Here is a 25198-nt window from a genome sequence, read left to right as displayed (position 1 = left end):
CACACCTGTCCGGACCATCGAACTAATTTGTGTTACACGTGGTAACAGTTATATGAACTGTACTGAGAATCGCGTCCGCAAACAAGCACCGGCGCCGGATGAAAGAATCAGGGCCCGTCCACGAGCGAAGGAACCGCATCTTGGCACTCGACCGCCCCCTCGCCGCTCCGCCCTCACGCGGCCGCTTCTTCGAGACGTCCTGGCCGGTTCGCACCGGCGACATCGACGCCGCCAAACGACTCCGCCTCGACGGCATCGCGCGCTACCTGCAGGACGCCGGTCTGGACAACCTCGACGCGGTCGACGCCGCCGACAGCCACCCGCTGTGGATCGTCCGGCGCACCGTCATCGACGTCCTGCGGCCCGCCGTGTGGCCCGAACGCGTACACCTCCGACGCTGGTGCTCGGCACTGTCGACGCGCTGGACGAACATGCGCGTGCAGATCCAGGGTGAGGCGGGCGCGCTGATCGAGACCGAGGGGTTCTGGATCCACATCAGCGGCGAAACGGGCATGCCCACCCGCATCGACGACGGGTTCATCGAACGCCTCGGGGAGTCCGCAGAGGAACACCGGCTGAAGTGGAAACGGTGGCTCGTCGAGAACGCGCCGGCCGCCGACGAGGACGGGATCGAGGACAGCGAGTTCGTTCTGCGCCGCACCGACATCGACCCCTTCGACCACGTCAACAACGCCGTCTACTGGCAGGCGGTCGAGGAACTGCTCGCCGACCACGAGCATCCCGGCGGCGGCCGCCTCGTCGACAACCCACACCGCGCAGTGCTCGAATACCTCGCGCCCATCGTGTCGACCGACAGGATCGTCCTGCGCAGGCGCCGGGACGACACGTCGCTGACGGTGTGGTTCCTGGTCGACGACGCGCTGCGGGCGGTGGCCCACGTCGGGCCGATCACCACCTGATCACACCATCTGCTGGGTGCCGATCACCCGCAACAGGTCGAGCTTGGCGCGCGCATCGGAGCCCGGCTGCGGCATGTACACGAGCAGGTGCTGATAGGCGCCCTGCGTCAGCAACGTCTCGCAGACGAGGTCGATGCGCCCGACCTCGTCGTGGAGAACGCTCTTCGTGTCGGATCGGCGGACGGCCACGTCGTGCCGGTCCCAGAGCGCCGCGAATTCGGTGCTCGTCTCGTACAGCCGGGCGACGAGTTCGGTGACGTCGGCGTCGCCCGCGCGCCGGGCCGCTGTCGCCCGCAGATCCGCGACGTGCTGTCCGGCGAGACGATCGTGATCGTCCGCGGGGAACAGTCCGCGCTCGGCGGGGTGCGCGAACCACCGCCACGTGATGTACCGGTCGAGTCCCGCATACCGGGTCACGTCGCCGAACAGGATCACGTGCATCCGGCTCTGGATCAGCACTTCCCCGAGGTCCGAGATGACGCAGCCGGGGGTGTCGTCGAGTTTGTCGAGTAGGTGCAGCAGCCCCGGCCCGACGTGCTTGTTGCCCGCGGCCCGCATCGGCGGCACCTGCCCGGACAGCAGATACAGGTGATCGCGCTGATCGTCGGTGAGCCGCAGAGCCCGCGCCATCGACGCCAGGACCTGCGTCGACGGGTGCGGACCGCGAGCCTGCTCGAGTCGCGTGTAGTAGTCGGTGGACATTCCCGCCAGCAGCGCCACCTCGTCGCGCCGCAGTCCCGGCGTCCGCCGCCGCACTCCCGGCGCCAGGCCGACGTCCGCAGGCACCAGCTGTTCCCGGCGACGGCGGAGGAAGTCGGCCAGCTCGGAACGGTCCATGACCCAACTGTGCCGGACCGGCCGGGGCGCTGCCAGGGATCGCCGGTCCCCCGATGAACGGTCTCTGGTTGCCGGGCCCGCCGACGGCGACGCTGGTGTCGGTCAGGAACACACACCGATCATCGGAGCAGAACATGATCAGCACCACCGCACTCGGAACCACGGGTCCGGCCGTCGGCCGGCTCGGCCTCGGCGCAATGGGAATGTCCGGGACGTACGGCGCTTCGGACGACGTGGAGTCCGTCGCCACGATCCATGCGGCCCTCGACGCCGGGATCGACCTCGTCGACACCGGAGACTTCTACGGCTCGGGCCACAACGAGTCCCTGATCGGCACGGCCCTGCACGGCCGTCGGCGCGAGGAGGTGGTCCTCAGCGTCAAGTTCGGTGGGCTGCGCGGGCCCGGCGGAACGTGGGCCGGTGTCGACACGAGACCCGACTCGATCCGGAACTTCCTCGCGTACTCGCTGCAGCGGCTCGGCGTCGACTACATCGACATCTACCGCCCCGCCCGCCTCGACCCCGACGTGCCGATCGAGGACACCGTCGGCACGATCGGTGAACTCGTCGACGCCGGCTACGTGCGCCACATCGGACTGTCCGAGGTGGGTCCCGAAACGCTGCGCCGAGCCGCGGCGGTGCACCCGATCACGGACCTGCAGATCGAGTACTCGCTCATCTCCCGGGGCATCGAGGCCGAGATCCTGCCGCTCTGCCGGGAACTCGGGATCGGCATCACGGCCTACGGCGTACTCTCCCGCGGTCTGCTCAGCGATTCGCTGCACACCGGCCAGGCCCTCGCGGCCGACGACTTCCGCGCGCACAGCCCCCGGTTCCAGGGTGAGAACCTCCGGCAGAACCTCACCCTCGTCGACTCGCTCGCCGCCGTCGCCGCGCAGCACGGGGTGAGCGCCGCACAACTGGCGATCGCGTGGGTTCTCGCCCAGGGCGACGACATCGTGCCGGTGATCGGGGCACGCACCGTCGCCCGGCTCGAGGAGACCCTCGGCGCGCTCGACGTCCACCTCGGCGCCGGCGACCTCACGGCGATCGCCGCGGCGGTCCCCGACACCGCTGTCGCCGGGGAGCGCTACGCGCCTGCGCAGATGGCCCAGCTCGACAGTGAACGCGCCGGCGTGGGGCGCTAGCGTCTAGCCATGGCCTCGCACAGCTCGTCGCGGAATCGCACCCTCATACTGATGCGCCACGGCAAGTCGGCGTACCCGGAGGGGGTCGCGGATCACGAGCGGCCGTTGGCGCCGCGCGGACGGAAGCAGGCGGGTCTGGCTGGTGAGTGGCTGCGGTCGACCCAGCCTCCGATCGACGCCGTGCTGTGTTCGACCGCTCGCCGCACCCGGGAAACACTGGAGGCGACCCGGGTCGGCGCTCCCGCCCGGTTCGCCGAGGAACTCTACGGCGCGTACCCGTCCGAGGTGCTCATGGAAATCGTGCGGATCGAACCGTCGGTGCGCACGCTGCTCGTCGTCGGGCATGTTCCCGGCATGCCGTCGACGGCTCTGGATCTCGCAGGCAACCCCGACACCGGGGACGCCGACCTGATGCGGGAGAAGTTCCCGACGTCCGCGCTCGCGGTCCTCACGGTGCCGTGCGAGTGGGACGAACTCACGTCGAGCGCGGCGTCACTGGCCACGTTCCACGTTCCGCGGTAGCGGCCTCAGAACAGCTTCCGGCCGACGACGGCGACGACACCGAGGATCAGGACCAGCACCAGCGCGGACCAGAATCCGAACAGCCACCAGACCACGCCGAAGACGACCAGCGCCGGCGCGACGGTGATGAGCGCGATCGTCGGGCTCTCCCGCACGACTTCGAGTGCCGACTCGGCCTTCACGCGATCGATCTTCTTCTCGGACATCTCGTCTCCGTTCAGCGAACCACGCATATCGGACAGGTGATGTCGAGGATAGTCTTCACGGGGCGAGTGCCGTCGTGCTCGGGCGCCGCTCCTCGGCTAGCTGCCCGGGAACGTCACGACGTCGAGGTACAGCGGCATCTCGTCGGTGCGCGATCCGGTCTGCGTTCCCGTCGCGTCGACCACCGGGGCGCCGGCAGTGGCAGCGGCCTCGAAGCTCTCCCCCGTCACCCGACCGTCGAGGTCGAAGTTCTCGAACTCGAACGGAATGCCGTTCGACGCCAGGAAGTCCGGCCCGTCCATCACATGGAAGTGCAGGTGCGGCGCGTCGGTGTTTCCGCTGTTGCCGAGCAAACCGATCTGCTCGCCCGCCCGCAGGTTCTGGCCGACGCTGATGTTGTCCACGCTGCCGGGCTGCAGGTGCGCGTAGAACGCGAACCGCCCGTCCCCGATCGCCTGCACGACGTGGTTTCCGCCGTACTGGTCGAGCGGCAGTCCCTGTGGAGTGGCCCCCGGAACCTGTTCGGACAGATCGCCCACGACGGCGATGATTTCGCCGTCCGACACGGCGCGGACCGGTGCGCCGTAGTACGCGTAGCTCGACAGCTGCTTTTGGTCGCCGGTGTAGATGCGACCCTGCTCGTCGAGTTGGACGAAATCGATCGCGAAACGCTCGGCCGCCAGCATCCGGCCGTTGATCGGCAGCACGGCGGCGCGGTGGGAGGTGACCGTGCAGCAGCCGGTGCCGTCGAGCCAACGCGGACCGTCGAGCGGCGAGCGGATCCGGACGGCCTCGCGGGTGTCGACGTTCGTGTCCGCCACGTTCTCGGCGAGTTGCTTCGGCACGAGCGACGTCGCCTGCGGGAAGTCGACGTTCACGACGTGGTCGAGGCTGCGCGGCACGTCGTCGGGACTGTCGAGGGTCGCGTCGATCCACACCAGCCCCTGCTGTCCGGGGGCGAGGACGTTGCCTGCCTTCGGACCGCCGCCCAGGGCCTGGAACCACGGTGTCAGCGCATCGCCGCTCAGGTCCACCAGTGTGCGGCCGTCACCTTTCACCTGCAGCGATGTGATCGTCGCCGGCTGCGAACCGGTGTTCGTCAGCCGCAGTTCGTAGGCCAGGTGCACGCGGCCGTCGCTGCCCGTCACCGGGATCGGTGCGGCCACCACGTCCGCGACCACCGGGGTGATCACCGCGGGGGTGCCGGACGAGGCCGGCGCCGCAGGCGACGTCGCCTCGCTCTGCTGGGTGTCCGAGGCCGTGCAGGAGGTCGCGACTCCCACGACGGCGGCGAGTGCGAGCGCGACGGCGAACCTCGACCGGGCCATCATTCGACGCTAGCAACGCTGAACATCCTGCGACAAGGCTCGAAACGGCTGGAGGCACCGAAACCAGATGAAGGCCCCACCCCCGAAGAGAGAGGGGTGGGGCCTTCGTCCGTTGGTGAGTGCTCAGCGAGTCCGGGGACTCGTCAACCACTCACAGGCGCGGAGCGCCTACCGGTAATCGTTGCTGAAACCGTAGTCGTCCAGCGGCACCGCGGCACCGGTGTTCTGGCCGAAGCCGTCCGGGCTGTAGTACTGGTCGTCGTAGGACGGAACCGCGTACGCAGCAGCGCGGGCCTCTTCGGTCGGCTGAACCTGGATGTTGCGGTAACGGTTGATACCGGTACCGGCAGGGATCAGCTTTCCGATGATCACGTTTTCCTTCAGACCGATCAGCTTGTCGCTGCGGCAGTTGATCGCCGCATCGGTCAAGACGCGAGTGGTCTCCTGGAACGACGCCGCGGACAGCCACGAGTCGGTCGCCAGCGATGCCTTGGTGATACCCATCAGCACCGGACGTCCGGCTGCCGGCTCGCCACCTTCGGCGACGACACGGCGGTTGGCCGCCTCGAAGTCGGCACGCTCGGTCAGCGAACCGGGCAGGAACTCCGTGGCGCCCGAATCGATGATCGTCACGCGACGCAGCATCTGGCGCACGATGACCTCGATGTGCTTGTCGTGGATCGACACACCCTGGCTCCGGTACACCTCCTGGACCTCGTTGACGAGGTGGATCTGCACCTGACGGGGGCCCATGACACGCAGCACCTCGTGCGGATCGGCAGCACCTTCCATGAGCTGCTGACCGACCTCGACGTGGTCACCGTCGGCCAGAAGGCGTTCGGTGCCGTCGTCGTGCTTGAAGACACGCAGACGCTGACGCTTCGAGAGCTTGTCGTAGACAACCTCTTCGCCACCGTCGTCCGGGACGATGGTGATCTTGTAGAAGCGGTCGCCGTCCTCGAGCTGCACGCGTCCGGTGACGTCGGCGATCGGGGCCTTGCCCTTGGGGACGCGGGCCTCGAACAGCTCCTGGACACGCGGCAGACCACCGGTGATGTCTTCTCCGGCGACACCACCCTGGTGGAAGGTACGCATGGTCAGCTGAGTACCGGGCTCACCGATGGACTGGGCGGCGACGATACCGACGGCCTCACCGATGTCGACCAGCTTGCCGGTGGCCATCGAACGGCCGTAGCAGGTGGCGCAGACGCCGGTGCCCGTGGTGCAGGTGAGCACCGAACGGACCTTGACCTTAGTGATGCCTGCCTCGAGCAGTGCGTCGATTGCCGGGTCGCCCAGGTCGTGTCCGCGCTGGACGATGACGTTGCCGTTCTCGTCCACCGCATCGGCTGACAGGGTACGAGCGTACGTGCTCGTCTCCACGTGAGCGTCGCGGATCATCGAGCCGTCGGCCTGCTTCTCCGCGATCGTGGTGATGATGCCCCGCTCGGTTCCACAATCCTCCTCGCGGACGATGACGTCCTGCGAGACGTCCACCAGACGACGGGTCAGGTAACCCGAGTCGGCGGTGCGGAGCGCGGTGTCGGCCAGACCCTTACGGGCACCGTGCGTGTTGATGAAGTACTCGAGAACGGTCAGGCCTTCCTTGAAGGAAGACTTGATCGGACGCGGGATGAACTCACCCTTCGGGTTGGTCACCAGACCCTTCATACCGGCGAGCGAACGAACCTGAGTCATGTTGCCGGCGGCGCCGGACTTCACGATCATCGGGATCGGGTTGTCGTCGGGGAAGTGGGCCTCCATGGCCTTACCGACCTCGTCGGTGGCCTCGGACCAGATCTTGACCAGAGCGCTGTTGCGCTCGGTCTTGTTCAGAGCACCACGCTGGTACTTCTTCTCGATCTGATCGGCCTGAGCTTCGAAGGACTCCATGATCTGAGCCTTCTCCGGCGGCACGAGGACGTCGGAGATCGAGACCGTGACACCCGAACGCGTGGCCCAGTAGAAGCCGGCGTCCTTCAGCTTGTCGACGGTCTGCGCGACCACGATCATGGGGTAGCGCTCGGCGAGATCGTTGATGATCGTCGCCTGACGCTTCTTCGGCATCTGCTCGTTGACGAACGGGTAGTCCGCCGGCAGCAGCTCGTTGAAGAGCACGCGACCCAGCGTCGTCTCCGCGGTCCAGCCGTCACCGTAGTTCCAGCCTTCGGGGAACAGCTCCGACTCGATGTCGCGGGGCGGGCGCTGCTGCGTGAGCCGCACCTTGATCTTCGCCTGCACGACGAGCGCGCCACGATCGACGGCCATCTGAGCCTCGGCGGGCGAGGAGTACACGCCCTGCTCCGCCTCGTCGTTCGTCGACGCGGCGAGTTCGCCGGTGGCACCCTCGTCCAACCGGGTCAGGTGGTACAGACCGGTGACCATGTCCAGACGGGGCATGGCGAGCGGTCGACCCGACGCGGGCGACAGGATGTTGTTCGACGACAGCATCAGGATGCGTGCCTCGGCCTGCGCCTCCGCGGACAGCGGAAGGTGCACGGCCATCTGGTCACCGTCGAAGTCGGCGTTGAAGGCCTCACACACCAGCGGGTGGAGCTGAATGGCCTTGCCCTCGACCAGCTGCGGCTCGAAGGCCTGGATGCCCAGGCGGTGCAGCGTCGGTGCACGGTTCAGCAGCACGGGGTGCTCGGCGATGACCTCTTCGAGGACGTCCCACACCTGTGCGCGCTGACGTTCCACCATGCGCTTGGCGGACTTGATGTTCTGCGCGTGGTTCAGGTCGACCAGGCGCTTCATCACGAACGGCTTGAACAGCTCGAGAGCCATCAGCTTCGGCAGGCCGCACTGGTGCAGCTTGAGCTGCGGACCGACGACGATGACGGAACGACCCGAGTAGTCGACGCGCTTACCGAGCAGGTTCTGACGGAAACGACCCTGCTTGCCCTTGAGCAGGTCGCTCAGGGACTTCAGCGGGCGGTTACCGGGACCCGTGACGGGGCGGCCGCGACGGCCGTTGTCGAACAGCGCGTCCACGGACTCCTGCAGCATCCGCTTCTCGTTGTTGACGATGATCTCGGGGGCACCGAGGTCGATCAGTCGCTTGAGGCGGTTGTTGCGGTTGATGACGCGGCGGTACAGGTCGTTCAGGTCGGAGGTGGCGAAGCGGCCACCGTCGAGCTGAACCATCGGACGCAGCTCCGGCGGGATCACCGGGACGGCGTTCAGAACCATGCCCATGGGCGAGTTCTGGTTGACCTGGAAGGCTGCGACGACCTTGAGACGCTTCAGTGCGCGGAGCTTCTTCTGCCCCTTGCCGCTGCGGATGGTCTCGCGGAGGTTCTCGGCCTCGGCGTCGATGTCGAAGCTCTCCATGAGCTTCTGGATCGACTCGGCACCCATGGCGCCCGTGAAGTACTCGCCGTAGCGGTCGACGAGTTCGCGGTACAGCAGTTCGTCGACGATGAGCTGCTTGACGCTGAGCTTGGTGAACGTGGTCCAGATCTCGTCGAGACGATCCAGCTCGCGCTGCGCGCGGTCACGGAGCTGACGCATCTCGCGCTCGCCGCCGTCCTTGACCTTGCGGCGGACGTCGGACTTGGCGCCCTCCGCCTCCAGCTCGGCGATGTCGGCTTCGAGCTTCTGAGCGCGGGCCTCGAGGTCGGCGTCGCGCTGATCGGCGACGGTCTTCTTCTCGACCTGCATCTCGGCTTCGAGCGTGGACAGCTCGTTGTGACGCAGTTCCTCGTCGACACCGACGATGACATACGCGGCGAAGTAGATGATCTTCTCGAGATCCTTCGGCGCCAGGTCGAGCAGGTAGCCGAGACGGCTGGGCACGCCCTTGAAGTACCAGATGTGGGTGACCGGGGCAGCCAGTTCGATGTGGCCCATGCGCTCACGACGAACCTTGGCGCGGGTCACCTCGACGCCGCAGCGCTCACAGATGATGCCCTTGAAGCGGACACGCTTGTACTTGCCGCAGTAGCACTCCCAGTCCCGGGTGGGGCCGAAGATCTTCTCGCAGAAGAGGCCGTCCTTCTCGGGCTTGAGCGTGCGGTAGTTGATGGTCTCCGGCTTCTTGACCTCGCCGTAGGACCAATTGCGGATGTCCTCTGCACTGGCGAGGCCAATGCGGAGTTCATCGAAGAAGTTGACGTCGAGCACGTAACTTCCTTTCCCCAGAGGGATTGTGGATCAACGGTCACCCGCCGATTCCTGACTGCCAATTCAAATGTGAACTACGCCCCCGGGGCACGGATTTCCGTGACCCGGGGACCGAAAACTAGTTCGCGAGGTCGTCGACCGTCGCCGCCTCGTTCCGGGACAGGTTGATGCCCAGGTTCGCTGCGGCCCGCTCCAGGTCCTCGTCGTCGCCGTCCGCCATCGCGATGGCCGCGCCGTCCGAGGACAGCACCTCCACGTTGAGGCAGAGCGACTGGAGCTCCTTCAGGAGCACCTTGAACGACTCGGGGATACCCGGCTCGGGGATGTTCTCGCCCTTGACGATGGCCTCGTACACCTTGACTCGACCCACCACGTCGTCGGACTTGATGGTGAGCAGTTCCTGCAGCGTGTATGCCGCGCCGTAGGCCTGCATCGCCCAGCACTCCATCTCACCGAAGCGCTGGCCACCGAACTGGGCCTTACCGCCGAGCGGCTGCTGGGTGATCATCGAGTACGGACCGGTCGACCGAGCGTGGATCTTGTCGTCGACCAGGTGGTGCAGCTTGATGATGTACATGTAGCCGACCGAGACCGGGTACGGGAACGGCTCGCCGGAACGGCCGTCGAACAACGTGGCCTTTCCGTCGGACGCGACCATGACCTCGCCGTCGCGGTTCGGCAGCGTCGAACCGAGGAGACCGGTGAGCTCGTCTTCCTTGGCGCCGTCGAACACGGGGGTGGCGATGTTGGAGTCGGAAGGCGCCGACAGCATCTCCTCCGGCAGCTGCTCCGCCCAATCGGGCCGGGAGCCGTCGCCGGCGATCTGAACGTTCCAGCCGGTCTTGCCGATCCACCCGAGGTGGGTCTCCAAGATCTGACCGATGTTCATACGACGCGGAACACCGTGGGTGTTCAGGATGATGTCGATCGGCGTGCCGTCGGGCAGGAACGGCATGTCCTCCTGCGGGAGGATCTTGCCGATGACGCCCTTGTTGCCGTGGCGGCCGGCGAGCTTGTCGCCGTCCTGGATCTTGCGCTTCTGTGCCACGTAGACGCGGACCAGCTCGTTGACACCGGGGGGCAGATCGTCGTCGTCGTCGCGCGAGAACACGCGGATGCCGATGACCTTGCCGGTCTCACCGTGGGGAACCTTCAGCGACGTGTCGCGAACCTCGCGGGCCTTCTCACCGAAGATGGCGCGCAGCAGGCGCTCCTCCGGGGTCAGCTCGGTCTCGCCCTTCGGCGTGACCTTTCCGACCAGCACGTCGCCGTCACGAACCTCGGCACCGATACGGATGATGCCGCGCTCGTCGAGGTCGGCGAGGACCTCGTCGGAGACGTTCGGGATGTCGCGAGTGATCTCCTCGGCACCGAGCTTGGTGTCGCGGGCATCGATCTCGTGCTCCTCGATGTGGATCGAGGTGAGGACGTCCTCTTCCACGAGGCGCTGCGACAGGATGATCGCGTCCTCGTAGTTGTGGCCTTCCCACGGCATGATCGCGACGAGCAGGTTCTTGCCGAGCGCCATCTCACCGTTCTCGGTGCAGGGGCCGTCGGCGAGGACCTGTCCGGACTCGACACGCTGTCCCTCGTCCACGATCGGACGCTGGTTGGCGCAGGTGCCCTGGTTGGAACGCGCGAACTTGCGCATCCGGTACGTCTTGCGGCTGCCGTCGTCGGCCATGACCGTGACGTAGTCGGCGGAGACCTCTTCGACGACACCGGTCTTCTCGGTGACGATGACGTCGCCCGCGTCGACGGCGGCACGCAACTCCATGCCGGTACCGACCAGCGGGGCCTCGCTGCGAACGAGCGGCACCGCCTGACGCTGCATGTTCGCGCCCATCAGGGCGCGGTTGGCGTCGTCGTGCTCGAGGAACGGGATCATCGCGGTCGCGACGGACACCATCTGCCGCGGCGAGACGTCCATGTAGTCGATCTCGGCGGACGAGACGAACTCGACCTCGCCGCCCTTACGACGGACCAGAATGCGATCGTCGGTGAAGTGACCGTTGGCGTCGACGGCCGAGTTGGCCTGTGCGACGACGTGGCGGTCCTCTTCGTCCGCGGTCAGGTAGTCGACCTGGTCGGTGACCTGGCCACCCTCGACCTTGCGATACGGCGTCTCGATGAATCCGAACGGGTTGACCCGTGCGTACACCGACAGCGAACCGATCAGACCGATGTTCGGACCTTCGGGGGTCTCGATCGGGCACATGCGGCCGTAGTGCGACGGGTGAACGTCTCGCACCTCGAGGCCGGCACGCTCACGGGACAGACCACCCGGGCCGAGGGCGGACAGACGACGCTTGTGCGTCAGCCCCGACAGCGGGTTGTTCTGGTCCATGAACTGCGACAGCTGGGACGTTCCGAAGAACTCCTTGATCGCAGCCACGACGGGCCGGATGTTGATCAGCGTCTGCGGCGTGATCGCCTCGACGTCCTGGGTGGTCATGCGCTCACGAACCACGCGCTCCATGCGGGACAGGCCCACGCGGATCTGGTTCTGGATGAGCTCACCGACCGTGCGCAGACGACGGTTGCCGAAGTGGTCGATGTCGTCGACCTCGACGGGCACCGCGACGCCGCCGGGGGCGGTCATCTCGGTGTCACCGGCGTGCAGGCGCACCAGGTACTCGATGGTGGCGACGATGTCTTCCTCGGTGAGGGTCGACGCGACGATCGGCTGCCCGGTGTTCAGGCCCAGCTTCTTGTTGATCTTGTAGCGGCCCACGCGAGCCAGGTCGTAGCGCTTGTCCTTGAAGAACAGGTTCTCCAGGAGCGTCTGGGCGCTCTCCTTGGTCGGCGGCTCGCCCGGACGCAGCTTGCGGTAGATGTCGAGCAGCGCCTCGTCGGTGCCTGCGGTGTTGTCCTTCTCGAGGGTCGCCATGAGGATCTCCGAGAAGCCGAAGCGCTCGGCGATCTGCTCGGTGGTCCAGCCGAGGGCCTTCAGCAGCACGGTGACGGGCTGGCGGCGCTTGCGGTCGATGCGGACGCCGACCGTGTCGCGCTTGTCCACGTCGAACTCGAGCCATGCACCACGGCCCGGGATGACCTTGACGCTGTGCAGGTCCTTTTCGGTGCCCTTGTCGACGGAGTGGTCGAAGTAGACGCCGGGGGAACGCACCAGCTGCGAGACCACGACACGCTCGGTGCCGTTGATGATGAACGTGCCCTTGTCGGTCATCATCGGGAAGTCGCCCATGAAGACCGTCTGGCTCTTGATCTCACCGGTGTTGTTGTTGATGAACTCCGCGGTGACGAACAAAGGCGCCGCGTAGGTCATGTCCTTGTCTTTGCACTCGTCCGTCGAGGCCTTCACCTCGTCGAAGCGCGGGTCCGAGAAGGACAGAGACATCGAGCCCGAGAAATCCTCGATCGGGGAAAGCTCCGCGAGAATGTCCTCGAGACCGCCGGAGATTGCGCTGTCGCCACGAGCGGCGGCGCGTTCGCGCCAGCTCTGCGCACCGATCAACCACTCGAACGAATCGGTTTGTAGATCAAGAAGCCCGGGAACTTCGAGGGGTTCGCGAATCTTTGCGAACGAAACCCTCTTCGGGGCTCCGGGGATTCCGGAAACTGCCTTGGTCTGGCTAGAGACTGCCAAGATGCGTCCTTCCAGCACCTCACGCGGGCCGCTCTTGCTGTTGCGACCGCCGCTGTATCTGCTTCGAATTTCGCTGGTCACAACCCGAACGAAACTCGTCACAGTTGCTGAAGAGTGAATCACTTCGCAGCGGTACGGACGAGAGGTGGACAGGAGGCAGCCAGCGCAACGTCCAAAAGTACACCCAAACTCGGTAGATGTCGAGTCGGGCACCCGAAACAGCACCCAGCCGGGCGCTCGGCCACGCGTCACTGCGCATGTTCACGCATCAGAGTGACGCGTGATCATCGCGGCGTCAAGAGTCTGAGGGCGTGTCGTGTCGTTTCGCGAGGCCCGCGGCTCGTCCCGGCACCCCTTTCCAGCTGCGGACGGGCGGTGAACAATATGCCCACGCGATCGCCGTCGATTTCTCGAGGGAAGCAGAGCCGTGACGCGCTGGAGTTCGTTCGTCGTCGCCAGACCGAAGCTGGTTCTCGCCGCCACGGTGCTGCTGGTGCTGCTCGGCGGGGCGTGGGGTTCGGGGGTGTTCGACCGGCTCAGCCTCGGCGGGTACACCGACCCGGGCAGCGAGTCCGCGCGCGTCGAGCGCCTGATCGAGGGGGCTTTCGGCAGACAGACCCCCGATCTGGCGGTGACCTACCACGCGCGTCCGGGTTCGACGATCGACGACCTCGGCCCCGAAGTCGCCGCCCACCTCGCGCGGATCGACCCCGGCGTGCTCGCCGACACTCCCCTGTCGTACTGGTCCGCGCCGCCCCAGGCGAAGGAGTTCCTGCGGTCCACCGACGGCACCGAGGGACTCGTGGTGCTGTCGCTGAGCGGCGACGAGAACACTCGGATCTCCGCGTACCACGACCTCCGGCCGCTGCTGGTCATCGACGGCACGGCCGCGGAGTTCAGCGGTTTCAGCGCCGCCGCCAACGCCTTCAACGAGGTGTCCGAGAGCGACCTATTGCGGGCCGAGGCGGTGTCGTTCCCGATCCTGCTACTCCTGCTCCTCGTCATCTTCGGCGGCCTCGTCGGCGCGGCCGTACCGCTGTGCGTCGGCGGTCTCGCGATTCTCGGCGCCCTCGGCGCTCTGCGGGTGATCTCGTACTTCACCGAGGTCAGCGCATTCTCGGTGAACATCGCGAGTCTCGTCGGGCTGGGCATGTCGATCGACTACGGACTGTTCGTGGTGACCCGGTTCCGTGAGGAGCTGCGGTCCGGCGCCGGCACCGACGACGCCGTCCGCCGGACGCTCGCCACCGCGGGCCGGACCGTGGGGTTCTCCGCTCTCCTGCTGGTGTGCGGTTTCGTGGGCATGCTCGTGTTTCCCCAGGCCATCGTGCGGTCCTTCGCCTACGGCGGGATGGCGGCCATCGCGATTGCCGCGGTGCTGACGCTGTCGGCACTGCCCGCCGCCCTCGTACTGCTCGGGCCTCGCATCAACTCGCTGACCTGGCGACGGGGAGTGGTCGAACGCGGCGAGGACCGGGCGCACCGGTTCTGGGGCGGCGTCGCCGAACGCGTGATGCGGCGGCCCGTCCCGATTGCGACGGCGATCGTCGCGGCGCTGCTGGTGCTTGCCGCGCCCCTGGCAGGCGCGTCGCTGGGTGATCTCGATCACACCGGACTGCCGGCGGGTCATCCACTCCGGGTCGCCGTCGACGATCTCGCCGCAGATTTCCCGCTCGCCAACAACGGGGCGACACTCGTGCTGCAGGACAGCGACGGCAAGGCGCCGCCGCCGGCCGCCACGGCAGAGTTCTTCGCAGCGACCGCCGCGGTCGCCGGGGTCCAGCGGGTGGTGCCGGTCGGCGCCACCGACACGTTCGTCGCCATCCGGGCCGTCTTCGACGACGCGGACCGGACCGCGGGGGCCATGGCGACGGCCGCCGCCCTGCGCGACCTCCCCACCCCGGACGGAACCGAGAAGATGCTGGGTGGCGTGAACGCCCTGACCGCCGACGGACTGGACGCGATGGGCGCCCGGCTGCCGTGGATGATCGGAATCATGGTGGCCGTCACCTTCGTGCTGATGCTGCTCGCGTTCCGGTCCGTGGTGCTCCCCCTGAAGGCGATCGCCATGGCCACCCTCAGCCTCGCCGCCTCGTTCGGTGTGCTCACGTGGATCTTCGAGGACGGTCACGGCGCAGATTTTCTCGGCGTGACGCCGGGGCCCCTGCCCGCGACGATGGTGGTCCTCATCATCGCGGTGGTCTTCGGGCTCTCCACCGACTACGAGATCTTCCTGTTGTCGCGGATGGTCGAGGCCCACGACGCGGGCGCGTCGACCGAGGAGGCCGTGCGGATCGGCACGGCGCACACCGGACGCATCGTGACGGCGGCGGCCGCGCTGCTGATCGTCGTCACCGGAGCGTTCACGCTCTCGGAACTGACGATGATGCGGTTCATCGGTCTCGGCATGATCATCGCGCTGCTCATCGACGCCACCGTCATCCGCATGATGCTGGTGCCCGCGCTGGTGAAGTTGATGGGCGAGGCCAATTGGTGGGCACCGGGATTCCTGGCACGGAAGCCGGCCACCCCTGGGCCATCCGACCGCCCGAAACCGTCACCACAGCAAGGGATTCCCATTCAATCGTGAAGACGTCCCGATTCCCGGAACCGATTCACTCTGCCCGAGAACTCAATTCGACGCGCGAAATCATCCGGCATACGAATCTCGCTCCGGTTCAGTCTTTTCCGGAAGCCGGTCAGCCCTCGCTGTCGGAGATGTCGGACAGCACCCATTTGCCGTCGATCTTCTCCATCTTGATCGACAGCGGCGTGGCGGCACTGCCCTGAGCAACGGCGTCACCGGTGGCGCTGACGTTCATGTGCGCGAGCAGTTCGGCGCGGTCACCGTCGAGCACCGTGACCCCGATGTCGGTGACGGACGCCTGCGTGGCCGTCTTGGTCTGGATGGCAGCTTGCTTGGTCGTGTCGGCGGTCGAGTCGAACTCTTCCCGCTTGGCGTCATCGAGATAGCCGCGCGCCTTGTCGAAGTCCTGATCGATCGTCTCGTAGCTGTAGGTGTACAGCGTCTCGATCGCCTCGGTGCCCGCCTTGGTCACCTCGGCGGTTGCTCCCGCGTCGACCCACGCGGTGTTCGTGATGTTCGCTCCGGGTTTGAACGCCGCGACGACCGCGAACACGCCGAACACCACCGCGACCGCTCCGAGGACCCCGACGAGCTTCCACGTGACGCGACCGGTCCCGCTGCCTGCGTCGGTCGCGTTCTCGGCGACGGCGGGAGCCTGTTGCTTGCTGATGCGCGGTTGAAGGTTGGGAACCTTCGCCTTCCCCGCCGACGCAGCCTTCCCCGTCGACGCAGCCTTCACCGTCGACACCGTCTTGGCCATCGATACGGTCGTGTCCGTGTCGGGCTTGTCCGCGACGGGAGCCTTCGTCGTCTCGGGAACCTGTGCCGTGCCGGTGGAGGCCGCGGTCACCACGGCGGGCGTCTCGGCCTTCTCGACCGGTTCCGGCTTCTTCACCGTGTCCGGCTTTTTCACCGGTTCCGTCTTGTCGACCGGGGTGTCCGCTCGGGGAGGCTTCGGCGTTGTCTGACGGGTCCCCGCTACGCGCGGACGCCTGCCCTTTGCAGCGCTGTCCGGCACGTTGTTTCGGCGCTTGGGGGGCATAGTTCACCACTTTCTCATTGCACGACGAGCTGTCGTCGACGTGGACACCACGGCAGCACGCCGCCGCGGCACATCAGGACTACTGGCCGCTGCTGTCGCCCTCGGGCACCTGTTCGGCCGGCGCCTGCTCGGCGGGAGCCGGTTCGGTGGGGGCCGGGGCTGGGGCCGCGCCGGCGGCGGGCACCGGACCGCTCTCGAGCGGAATACGTCCGCCCACCGGTTCGACCGACGAAGCCTTCCAGACCCCGTCCACGTCCTGGACGTCCATCCGCATCGTCACCTTGGCCTTGTCGAAGCGGTCCGGCCACGTGGTGGTGACGGCCACGACGACCAGCGCCTTCGCGGTGCCGTCGTCCGTGTTCAGTTCCGTGAGTGTGCCCTGGATCAGCTCGGCCTTGCTCGCCGCTCCCGATTGACGCATCTGGTCGGTGAACCCGTCCACGGTCGCCTGGAGGTCCTGGTTCATCTTGTCGCCCGTGATCGACGACTTCATGTTCTCGAACGATCCGTCGAGGTCCGCGGAATCGACCGAGTTGAGATTGATCGCGGCCTGCTGGGCGCCCGTCAACGCGGAATCGCGTGCGTCGGCGATCGGCTTGTCCACGAAGAGCGCTCGCGCCCACCCGAAGCCGAACCATCCGGCTGCGACAACCGCGATCACCACCAGTGCGGTCACCGCAGCAAACGAGGCCTTCAGAGTTCTGTCCTTCCCCGGAGCCGGTTGTCCCGACTCCGGGGGCGTGGTAATTCGCGTCACACCAATACCCTACTGATTGTTTTCTTCAACTCGCCCTCGGCCGGAACCGAATGCTACTTGGGAGTAACCCCGAGGAGCGGCGCGAGCTGCGTTGCGATGGGATTCAAGTTGAGAGTGTCAGGCATGACCTTCGGCTTGAAATCCCACGGCTGGATCGTGTCCGGATCGGCGAACACGATGCGGTCTGCACTTCGCACACCCGTCACGCTTCCCTGGGGAGCGTCGCAGTTGGCCTTCACGTTGAACGGGAAGTCCTGCTGGGTGTCGTCGAAGTTCGGGTCCTGCCGCTTCATCTCGGCCAGGATCTCCTGCGTCCCTTCGTAACCGAGTGTGCACGACGGCGGATTGTTGGTTTCCAGGACGATGCCCTGATGCACCGTGCCGTCGCCGGGGGCCACGGTCGACGCGGACGCCGCGATGGCAGGCAGGAACATCAGGATTGGCCGCAGCGCGATCGCCTGCGGAGCCAGCTTGTCACCGACCGCGGCGAGATTCGTCAGGTCGGTGGTGAGGCTCGGACCGATCTCGTTGACCAGCTGACCGACCTCGTTGCTCGCCGGAATTCCCTTGTCGATGATCGCGCGGAGATCGGGGTCGCTGGTCCGCAGCTGCGCGGCGACCGCGTCGAGGTCCGAACTGAACTGCACGATCGCGGACGATTGATCGGACTGCGTCGCCAGCACCGTCTGACTGTCCCTGACGAGTGCCAGTGTCTGGGGCAGGACGTCGAGCCCGTCCTTCGTCAGCGTGGAGAGTGAATCCGCGAGCGTCTGCAGATCCTCGCCCTTGCCGTTGAACGCCGTCCCCAGCTGGGTGACGACGGTGCGCAGCGAGTCGACCGGAACCGACCGGACCAGACCGTCGGTGGCCATCAGCACCTGCTCGACCGGAACGGGTGTCGACGTGTCGGCCTCGGTGATCACCGAGCCCTGTTCGAGGTACGGCCCCTGGTCTGTGTCGGGCTGCAGGTCCACGTACTGCTCACCGATCGCGGACCGGTTGGCGACGACGGCCTTGGCCGACGCCGGGATGTCGGGCCCGCCCGAGGAGATCTTCAACTCGACGTTGATGCCGTCCGCGGTCAGCGACAGGTCGCCGACGCGGCCGACGGGAACTCCGCGGTACGTGACCTCGGCGTTGGTGAAGATGCCGCCGGAGTCCTTGAACTGCGCGTTCACGTCGTACTCACCGAATCCGAGCAGATTGTCGAGGCGGACGTACTTGGCGCCGACGTAGACCAGCCCGAGCATCGCCACGATGGCGAATGCGACGAGCTGGATCCTGACCAGTCGTGACCTCACTGTCCACCCCCGATTCCGAACTGCTCCAGCAGTCCCCCGAGCGGGTTCTGCGGCGGCGGTGCTGCGCCGTTCCCTGCGCCACCGTTGCCGGCGGGCGCGGTGCCGGGGAGCCCCGGGATCCGCAGGCCCGTCGGGGCGGGGACGATCGGCGGAATCGGCAGCAGGGACACCGTCGGCCACCCCGGCTTCGGCCCGTTGCCGTTGTAGTACGGGTTCGACGGGTCGACGATCGGCTTGGGCTCACCGAACTTCGGCGGCACGTACACCGGGTCGCCCTGGCCGACGCCGAGTGCGCTCAGCGCATCGCCGATCTGCAGGTCGACCGTGAGGAACAGGTTGACCGACCCGCCGAGCGCGATCTTCTCGACGCCGTCCGGGAACGGCACGGTCGGAATGAACGCGAGCGAATTGGGCAGGTTGTCGCCCGAATCGGCGAGTGCCTTCAGGGTCGGCCGCAGTGCGAGGAGATCCGCGATCAGGTTGTCCTTCGACCTGTTGATCACGTCGGTTCCGACGGTGCCGAGCCGGTCCAGTTGGGTGAGCATCTGGGTGAGCTGTGGACGCTGCTCGTTGAGCACTTCCGCCGCGATCGGCAACTCGTCGAGGATCAGTCCGATCTTCTCGTTCTGTTCGTTCACGCGCGTGGTCAGTGCGTCGAGGCCGTCCAGGGCGCGGGTGATGTCGTCGCGCTGCTGGTTGAGACCGTCGATGAGCGTGTTCGTCTGTTCGAGGAGTCCCCGGACCCGATCCTCGCGCCCGTCGAGTGCGGTGGTCAGTTCGTGCACGATCGGCTGCAACTGGCCGACGCCGCCACCGTTGAGCAGCAGCGACAGCGCGCCGAGAACCTGCTCGATCTCGGTGGCGTGCCGGGTGCGGTCGAGGGGGATCGTGTCGCCGTCCTCGAGGCGCGCGGGATCCTTGTCCTCCGGCGGCTCGGACAGCTGGACGAACTTCTCACCGAGCAGGTTCGTCTGCTCGATGGCGGCGACCGCGTTGGCGGCGAGATCGACCGACGAGTCGAGGACGACCTCCACGTCCGCCGTCCAGCCGTCCGGTGCCACTTTGATCGTTTCGACCCGGCCCACCGGGACACCGTCGACCTTGACCGCGGACTGCGGGACGAGGTCAAGGACGTCGTCGAACTGGATCGTCAGATGCATGGGGTGGTCGCCGACATCGGGACCGCCCGGTAGTGGAACCCCGTAGATCCCCTCCGACGAGCAGGACGTCACTGCGATGGCGACGGCGCACGCACCGGCGCCGAGGATTACCGACCGCTTCATTCGCCCTCACCTCCCGTTGCGCCTTCGAATCGCGGCGACACGACACCCGGCACCGTGCCGGGCGTGACCGTCCGCTGAATGTTGTCCGCACTCATGATTCCGAACGGAAGCACGAGCGACGGAGTCTTCGCCGATTGCGTGATCTGCGACGTGATGTTGGCGCAGTTGTCGATCAGCGGCTGCATCTGACGTCCGAGTTGCTCGAAACGCGGATCGCCGGGAACCAGCTTGCCGAGGTCGATCAACTTGCACCCGACGCCGGCCGGATCCTGCAGGTCCGGGAACGCCAGGCGCGAGGCCAGAGTGCCGGACTCCGCGTCGTAGGAGTTGGCCAGGTTGCTGATCGCCAGCGGCAGCAGGGTCAGCGAGTTGACCAGTGACTCCCGGTTGTCGGCGAGGGTCTGCGTCACCGGGACCAGATCGTTCACGTTCTCGGCGAGGATCTCCCGGTTGTCGGCCACGAACTTCGACACGTCGCCCAGGGCGATCGCCAGCTGGTTCAGTGCGGCACCGAGGTTCTCCCGCTCCCCCGCCAGGAATCCGGACAGGTCGGAGAGCTGCGAGTTGAAATCGCGGACCTGCTGATCGTTGGCCGCCAGCGCACCCACGAACACCTGGAGGTTCTTCACGGTGTCGAAGAGGTCGCCGCGACTGTCGTTGAGAGTGCGGGCAGCGTCGGACAGCTGGGTGATGCTCTGCCCCAGCGCTTCACCGTTGCCGTCGAGGTTGGCGGCGCCGGTCTCGACGAACTGCGACAGCGCACCCTCCTTGTTCGCCCCGTCCGGGCCGAGCGCGGTGGAGAGCTCCTCGATGCTCGCGTACAACTGGTCGACCTCGACGGGGGTCGCGGTGCGGTCGCGCGAGATCACCGCGCCGCTGGCCATCTTCTCGCCGCCCGTGTAGGCGGGCGCGAGCTGGATGTAGCGGTCCGACACCACGGACGGCGTGACCTGCGCGGCCTTCGCGTCGGCGGGAATGTCGACGCCGCGATCGACGCGCATGTCGACCTTCACCTGATCGCCCTGTGGCTCGACGCCGTCGACGGATCCGACCTTCACACCGAGGACCCGCACATCCGAGCCCTCGTAGATGCCCACCGACTTGTCGAAGTACGCGGTGATCTTCGTGGTGCCCGCGCGGGTGAACACCCACCACAGGGCGCCGGCGATCACCAGCGCGACGATGACGATTCCCACGATGAGGGCGATCCCGCCGCGTCCTCCGCGGTCGGCTCCGTTGTCGACGTCTGCCATCAGTTACCCCCCAACGTGCGGACGGGTTCGCGCGGACCGGGAATGTCGGGCAGCCCCGGCGGCAGGAGGTTCACCACGACCTGGTCGAACCAGCGACCGTTGCCGACCACGTTCGTGTACAGGCGGACGAACGGCTCGTACAGTTTCATCGCCTTGTCCAGGTTCTCGTTGTTGGCCTTCAGGATCTCGACGACACCGTCGAGTTGTTCGAGCGCGGGACCGATGGCGGCCTCGTTGTCGCGCACGAGTCCGGTCAACTGTTGCGACAGCCGTTGAGTTCCGGTGAGCAGCTGGGAAATGGACTGCTGACGGCTGTTGAGCTCACCGAGCAGCAGCCCGGCGTCGCTGATCAACCGGTTGAATTCGACGTTGCGATCGGCGAGGACCTTGGTGGTCTTGCCGGTCGCAGCGAACAGCTTCTGCAGTTCCTGATCGCGGCTGGCGATGGTCTGCGACAGCCTGCTGACACCGTCCAGCGACGCGCGGATCTCCGTCGGAGTCCCCTCGAACGCCTGCGACAGCGTCACCATGCTCTGCGCGAGCTGATCGGAGTCGATGTCCCCCACCGTCTGCGCGGCGGCCGAGAACGCCTCGATCACGTCGTACGGAGACGTGGTGCGGTCCAACGGGATCGTGTCACTCGGGTTCAGTGTGTCCGAGCCGCGGGGGTCGAGGGCCAGGTACTTCTGCCCCAGGATCGTCTTGATCTGGATGGACGCGGACGTCTCGTCGCCGACCCACGCATCCGACACCTTGAAGGCGACGTCCACATGGTCGCCGTCGAGTTCGACGGAACTGACCTTGCCGACCTTGACGCCCGCGATCCGGACCTCGTTGTCGGGCTTGAGGCCCGCCGCCTCGGTGAATTCGGCGTGATAGGTCGACCCGGCGCCGATGAACGGCAGCGAATCGAGGAAGAAAGCCGACAGGGTTGCCAGCAGCACCACGAGAATGCCGAGGGCACCAGCCACTGCCGGGCTGCGACGTCTGCTCATCGTGTCTGCAACTCCTGTAGGCCGTCCTGCGTGCACCGTTTCGCCGAGTTCGTATAGATCGGCTGGTTGACGGTGGGCAAGCCCGTGGGCAGGTTCAGTTGGGGCGCGGTACCTGGTCCTGCGACGATGTCGACTCCACAGAGGTAGAACTGGAACCAGGATCCGTAACTGGCTGCCCGGCCGAGCTTCTCGAGCTTCACCGGAAGCGTCTGGAGAACGCTGTTGACCGTGTCGGAGTTACGGTTCAACGTCGTCGCCAGCGTGTTCAGCGACGTGATGGATTCCTGGATGGACGGTCGGGTGGGTTCGAGCAGATCTGCCGTCGCGTCGGTGAGTCCCGCGAGGGACGTCACCGCCGATCCGACGGTTCCCCGCTCGTTCGCCAGGCCCGTGACGAGCTGCTGGGTGTTGACGATCAGCGAATCGAGTTGATCGTCACGCTGATTCACCGTGGCGAGCACGTCGTTGAGGTTGTTGATCACCGCACCGATCACCCGATCCTTGTCGGCGACGGTGTTGGTGAGGCTTGCCGTGTTCTTGACGAGTTCCGTGATGGTTCCCGACTCACCCTGGAACACCTGGATGATCTGGTACGACAACTTGTTGACGTCTTCGGCGCTGAGGGTCTGGAACAGCGGGCGGAAGCCGTCGAACAGCGTGGTGAGGTTGACGGCAGGCTTGGTCCGCTCGATCGGGATCGTGTCGCCGCCGCTCATCTTCATGCCCTGCTGGCCCTCCCCCTGTTCGAGCGCGATGTAGCGCTGCCCCACGAGGTTCCGGAAGCGGATGGTCGCGGTGGTGCTGGCCGGCAGCCAGTCCCGTTCCGACACCGTGAACTGGACTTCCGCCTCGCGGTCGTCGTGGATCGCGATCTTCTCGACCTGACCCACGCGCACACCGGCGATGCGGACCTCGTCACCCTCGTTGAGCGAGGTGACGTCCGAGAAGATCGCGTTGAACTTGGTGCCACCGCCCCCGCCGAGGTTGGCGATGGTGGCCGCCAGCAGACCGGTCGCCAGGATAGTGACCACGGCGAACACGATCAGCTTGACCAATGGTGCGGTCAGACCCCTCACTTGAAGCTCACCTCAGTCCCCCTCATGGTCGGCGCGCCGACGAGTGTCGTCCAACTCGGCACGTCCTCCGGTGCCATTCCCCCGGCCTCGCCGTAGACGACGTCCAACGTGTCCTGCTCCATCTTCGAACCCGCGTAGCTCGCGGGCGTGACCTGAGCTCCGTACCCGGGGACCTGATCGGGGACGCCGGCGGGCGCCGGGAAGAAGTCGATGGTCGACGGTCCGGGGTTCCGCGACGGGACCTGGTAGGCGCCGTCGTTGTAGGACGACCCGCCCGGGTACTGCGGGAACTTCCCACCCGGTGCGGTGACGTTGTCGTAGCAAGCCGGTCCGCGGTTGTCGAGCAGGCGCGGCTCGTCCTGGTTGGGCACGTAGCGGCCCTTCGGGTTGACGAACTGCACGCTGGCACGCACACCGGGGTACGGATCGTCCGGTGCCAGTAGTTCACGGGCAACGGGAGCAGACTTCGCGAAGCCCGCGAACGTGCACTCGAAGCTCGGCGAGTAGCGGCCGAGAATCTGCAGCGCCTCACGCGAATCGGCGGCGATGCTGACGATCGACTCGGCGTTGGTCTGTAGCAGATCCGCGGTGCTCGACGCGGTTGCGGTCAGCGACACGAGCAGCGTGGAGATCTCATTCTGCTTCTCCACCACGGTATTTCCGGTGGTCCGCAGGCTGTCGAGGGCGTTGACCAGATCGGGCGCCGCCTCGGAATACGTCTGCGAGAAGTCCGCCAAACCTCGCAGATCCTCCTGGATGGCGGGAAGTTCGGTGTTCAGCCCACCGAAGATCTCCTCGAGCCGGTCGAGCGTCAGGCCGAGTTCGGCGCCGCGGCCGCTGAGTCCCTGGGACAGCGCGCCGAGCGTGTTCGCCAGGTCCTGCGGCGGAATGGCCTGTAGGAGCGGCAGCAGGCCGTCCAGAACTTCGCCGACCTCGACGGCGTTGCCGCTCTTGTCCTGACGCAGCGTGTCACCGGCCTGGATCGGCGGAGCCGTGTCGCCCTCCGGAACGATCAGCGACACATAACGTTCACCGAACAGTGTCTTGGGCAGCAGCCGCGCCGTCGCGTTGGACGGGATCAGCGGTGCCTTGTCCGGCTGGATCGCGAGAGCGAGAGTGACCTCGCCCTCCTGGGGGGTCGCCGAGCGCACCTCGCCGACGATGAGGCCGCGGACCTTCACGTCCGCATTGGGCGGCAGGGCATTTCCGGCGCTGTCGGTGAGGAGGTCGATCTTGACGACCTTGGTGAAGCTCTTGTTGAACATGCCGATGGTGAAGGCCAGGAACAACGCGAGGACGAGGAAGAACACCAGCCCCAGCACCCGTCGTCCCACAACAGATGTCGTGTTGGTCATCCGGCCACCCTCACTGTGGTCGTCGTGCCCCAGATGGCGAGGCTCAGGAAGAAGTCGAGCACGGCGATGGTGACGATCGCGGTGCGGACCGCCCGGCCCACGGCCACACCCACACCGGCGGGACCACCCGACGCGTGATAGCCGTAGTAGCAATGGATCAGGATCAGCACGAACGCGAAGATCAGCACTTTCGCGAACGAGTACAGGACGTCCTGCGGTGGCAGGAACAAGTTGAAGTAGTGGTCGTACGAGCCGGTCGACTGTCCGTTGAACACGGTACTGATGACGCGGGAGGCGAGATAGGCCGCGAGCAGACCGACGATGTACAGCGGGATGACGGCGACGAATCCCGCGATCATGCGGGTGGTGACGAGGAACGGCACACTCGGCACCGCCATGACCTCGAGCGCGTCGATCTCCTCCGAGATCCGCATGGCGCCGAGCTGCGCGGTGAAACCACAGCCGACGGTGGCCGAGAGCGCGAGTGCCGCAACGATCGGCGCGATCTCACGCGTGTTGACGTAGGCGGACAGGAAGCCGGTGAGGACCGAGCTGCCCAGCTGTTCGAGCGCGGCGAAACCCTGCAGTCCGACCACGACGCCGGTGAAGCCGGACATCATCGCGATGACGCCGATGGTGCCGCCGATGACGGCGAGCGCGCCACTGCCGAAGGTGACCTCGGCGAGCAGCCGCAGCACCTCCTTGCGGTAGTGCACGAGAGTGTGGGGTGACCAGGCGATGGCCCTGGCGTAGAACGACATCTGCTCGCCGGCCCGGTCGAGCACGTTGAGCGGCGCACGACCGACTCGGCGCGCCGCCATCAGGGTCCGGTCACCGCGTCCCTTGGCGATTGTCATA

At 66.5% G+C, this 25198-nt stretch carries 18 protein-coding genes; 4 read left to right on the top strand and 14 right to left on the bottom strand.

Annotated elements, in window-relative coordinates:
• Nucleotides 1-140 precede the first annotated feature (140 nt).
• Entirely contained in the window at nucleotides 141-920 is a 780-nt protein-coding gene (locus CJ179_RS20050) for an acyl-[acyl-carrier-protein] thioesterase (protein WP_072940069.1), read from the top strand.
• On the opposite strand, the gene CJ179_RS20045 is transcribed toward CJ179_RS20050, so the two are convergent.
• Nucleotides 921-1757, bottom strand: coding sequence for a helix-turn-helix transcriptional regulator (locus CJ179_RS20045; RefSeq protein ID WP_095862580.1), 837 nt, complete (start codon nucleotides 1755-1757; stop codon nucleotides 921-923).
• Nucleotides 1758-1891: 134 nt separating this feature from the next.
• On the opposite strand from CJ179_RS20045, the gene CJ179_RS20040 reads away from it, so the two are divergent.
• Together CJ179_RS20040 and CJ179_RS20035 are read left to right on the top strand one after the other, a co-directional pair.
• A complete protein-coding gene (locus CJ179_RS20040; RefSeq protein ID WP_072940435.1) occupies nucleotides 1892-2905 on the top strand; it encodes an aldo/keto reductase in 1014 nt (337 codons plus the stop codon).
• 9 nt (nucleotides 2906-2914) lie between these two features.
• Nucleotides 2915-3427, top strand: a complete 513-nt coding sequence (locus tag CJ179_RS20035) for a histidine phosphatase family protein (RefSeq protein WP_072940064.1) — start codon at nucleotides 2915-2917, stop codon at nucleotides 3425-3427.
• Between the two features lie 5 nt (nucleotides 3428-3432).
• On the opposite strand, the gene CJ179_RS20030 is transcribed toward CJ179_RS20035, so the two are convergent.
• From CJ179_RS20030 to CJ179_RS20015, 4 genes are all read right to left on the bottom strand, one after another.
• The gene (locus CJ179_RS20030; RefSeq protein ID WP_043826362.1) at nucleotides 3433-3633 is read right to left on the bottom strand and encodes a hypothetical protein; all 201 of its coding nucleotides are present in this window, start codon (nucleotides 3631-3633) and stop codon (nucleotides 3433-3435) included.
• A gap of 96 nt (nucleotides 3634-3729) precedes the next feature.
• Nucleotides 3730-4962 (bottom strand): M23 family metallopeptidase, encoded by a 1233-nt coding sequence (locus CJ179_RS20025; RefSeq protein WP_095862579.1) that lies wholly within the window; start codon nucleotides 4960-4962, stop codon nucleotides 3730-3732.
• Between the two features lie 165 nt (nucleotides 4963-5127).
• On the bottom strand, nucleotides 5128-9084 hold the full coding sequence (locus CJ179_RS20020) for a DNA-directed RNA polymerase subunit beta' (protein ID WP_072940061.1): 3957 nt from the start codon (nucleotides 9082-9084) through the stop codon (nucleotides 5128-5130).
• 118 nt (nucleotides 9085-9202) lie between these two features.
• Complete coding sequence (locus CJ179_RS20015) at nucleotides 9203-12709, bottom strand: DNA-directed RNA polymerase subunit beta (protein WP_012688855.1); 3507 nt, start codon at nucleotides 12707-12709, stop codon at nucleotides 9203-9205.
• A 409-nt stretch (nucleotides 12710-13118) separates the two neighbouring features.
• Here CJ179_RS20015 and CJ179_RS20010 point away from each other — a divergent pair, with 409 nt between their 5' ends.
• On the top strand, nucleotides 13119-15281 hold the full coding sequence (locus CJ179_RS20010) for an MMPL family transporter (protein ID WP_072940058.1): 2163 nt from the start codon (nucleotides 13119-13121) through the stop codon (nucleotides 15279-15281).
• 109 nt (nucleotides 15282-15390) lie between these two features.
• Here CJ179_RS20010 and CJ179_RS20005 read toward each other — a convergent pair whose 3' ends face one another.
• The 9 genes from CJ179_RS20005 to CJ179_RS19965 all read right to left on the bottom strand — a co-directional run bounded on the left by CJ179_RS20005 (nucleotide 15391) and on the right by CJ179_RS19965 (nucleotide 25197).
• Nucleotides 15391-16320, bottom strand: coding sequence for a hypothetical protein (locus CJ179_RS20005; RefSeq protein ID WP_095862578.1), 930 nt, complete (start codon nucleotides 16318-16320; stop codon nucleotides 15391-15393).
• Nucleotides 16321-16399: 79 nt separating this feature from the next.
• Complete coding sequence (locus tag CJ179_RS20000) at nucleotides 16400-16996, bottom strand: hypothetical protein (RefSeq protein ID WP_072940052.1); 597 nt, start codon at nucleotides 16994-16996, stop codon at nucleotides 16400-16402.
• 134 nt (nucleotides 16997-17130) lie between these two features.
• On the bottom strand, nucleotides 17131-18378 hold the full coding sequence (locus CJ179_RS19995) for an MCE family protein (protein ID WP_095862577.1): 1248 nt from the start codon (nucleotides 18376-18378) through the stop codon (nucleotides 17131-17133).
• On the bottom strand, nucleotides 18375-19661 hold the full coding sequence (locus CJ179_RS19990) for an MCE family protein (protein WP_072940048.1): 1287 nt from the start codon (nucleotides 19659-19661) through the stop codon (nucleotides 18375-18377). Before CJ179_RS19990 ends, CJ179_RS19995 begins: the two co-directional genes overlap by 4 nt.
• Nucleotides 19658-20914 carry an MCE family protein gene (locus tag CJ179_RS19985; protein WP_072940045.1) on the bottom strand — a complete coding sequence of 419 codons (1257 nt, stop codon included), beginning with the start codon at nucleotides 20912-20914 and terminating at the stop codon, nucleotides 19658-19660. The genes CJ179_RS19990 and CJ179_RS19985 overlap by 4 nt, the downstream gene beginning before the upstream one ends.
• On the bottom strand, nucleotides 20914-21909 hold the full coding sequence (locus CJ179_RS19980; RefSeq protein ID WP_072940042.1) for an MCE family protein: 996 nt from the start codon (nucleotides 21907-21909) through the stop codon (nucleotides 20914-20916). The genes CJ179_RS19985 and CJ179_RS19980 overlap by 1 nt, the downstream gene beginning before the upstream one ends.
• Nucleotides 21906-22985 (bottom strand): MCE family protein, encoded by a 1080-nt coding sequence (locus CJ179_RS19975; RefSeq protein ID WP_095862576.1) that lies wholly within the window; start codon nucleotides 22983-22985, stop codon nucleotides 21906-21908. Before CJ179_RS19975 ends, CJ179_RS19980 begins: the two co-directional genes overlap by 4 nt.
• Nucleotides 22982-24340 (bottom strand): MCE family protein, encoded by a 1359-nt coding sequence (locus CJ179_RS19970; protein WP_072940037.1) that lies wholly within the window; start codon nucleotides 24338-24340, stop codon nucleotides 22982-22984. The genes CJ179_RS19975 and CJ179_RS19970 overlap by 4 nt, the downstream gene beginning before the upstream one ends.
• On the bottom strand, nucleotides 24337-25197 hold the full coding sequence (locus CJ179_RS19965; protein WP_005258256.1) for an ABC transporter permease: 861 nt from the start codon (nucleotides 25195-25197) through the stop codon (nucleotides 24337-24339). The genes CJ179_RS19970 and CJ179_RS19965 overlap by 4 nt, the downstream gene beginning before the upstream one ends.
• Nucleotide 25198 lies beyond the last annotated feature (1 nt).

This window comes from Rhodococcus sp. ACS1, from assembly GCF_002300155.1.
GTDB classification, from domain to species: Bacteria; Actinomycetota; Actinomycetes; order Mycobacteriales; family Mycobacteriaceae; genus Rhodococcus_F; species Rhodococcus_F koreensis.
This window is presented reverse-complemented; position numbering and strand designations above follow the sequence as displayed.

Excerpts from the sequence above, each read along its gene's own strand:
- CJ179_RS20045 (WP_095862580.1), bottom strand. The coding sequence starts at position 1,757 with ATGGACCGTTCCGAGCTGGCCGACTTCCTCCGCCGTCGCCGGGAACAG.
- CJ179_RS20040 (WP_072940435.1), top strand. The coding sequence starts at position 1,892 with ATGATCAGCACCACCGCACTCGGAACCACGGGTCCGGCCGTCGGCCGG.
- CJ179_RS20035 (WP_072940064.1), top strand. The coding sequence starts at position 2,915 with ATGGCCTCGCACAGCTCGTCGCGGAATCGCACCCTCATACTGATGCGC.
- CJ179_RS20030 (WP_043826362.1), bottom strand. The coding sequence starts at position 3,633 with ATGTCCGAGAAGAAGATCGATCGCGTGAAGGCCGAGTCGGCACTCGAA.
- CJ179_RS20025 (WP_095862579.1), bottom strand. The coding sequence starts at position 4,962 with ATGATGGCCCGGTCGAGGTTCGCCGTCGCGCTCGCACTCGCCGCCGTC.
- CJ179_RS20005 (WP_095862578.1), bottom strand. The coding sequence starts at position 16,320 with ATGCCCCCCAAGCGCCGAAACAACGTGCCGGACAGCGCTGCAAAGGGC.
- CJ179_RS19990 (WP_072940048.1), bottom strand. The coding sequence starts at position 19,661 with ATGAAGCGGTCGGTAATCCTCGGCGCCGGTGCGTGCGCCGTCGCCATC.
- CJ179_RS19985 (WP_072940045.1), bottom strand. The coding sequence starts at position 20,914 with ATGGCAGACGTCGACAACGGAGCCGACCGCGGAGGACGCGGCGGGATC.
- CJ179_RS19980 (WP_072940042.1), bottom strand. The coding sequence starts at position 21,909 with ATGAGCAGACGTCGCAGCCCGGCAGTGGCTGGTGCCCTCGGCATTCTC.
- CJ179_RS19970 (WP_072940037.1), bottom strand. The coding sequence starts at position 24,340 with ATGACCAACACGACATCTGTTGTGGGACGACGGGTGCTGGGGCTGGTG.
- CJ179_RS19965 (WP_005258256.1), bottom strand. The coding sequence starts at position 25,197 with ATGACAATCGCCAAGGGACGCGGTGACCGGACCCTGATGGCGGCGCGC.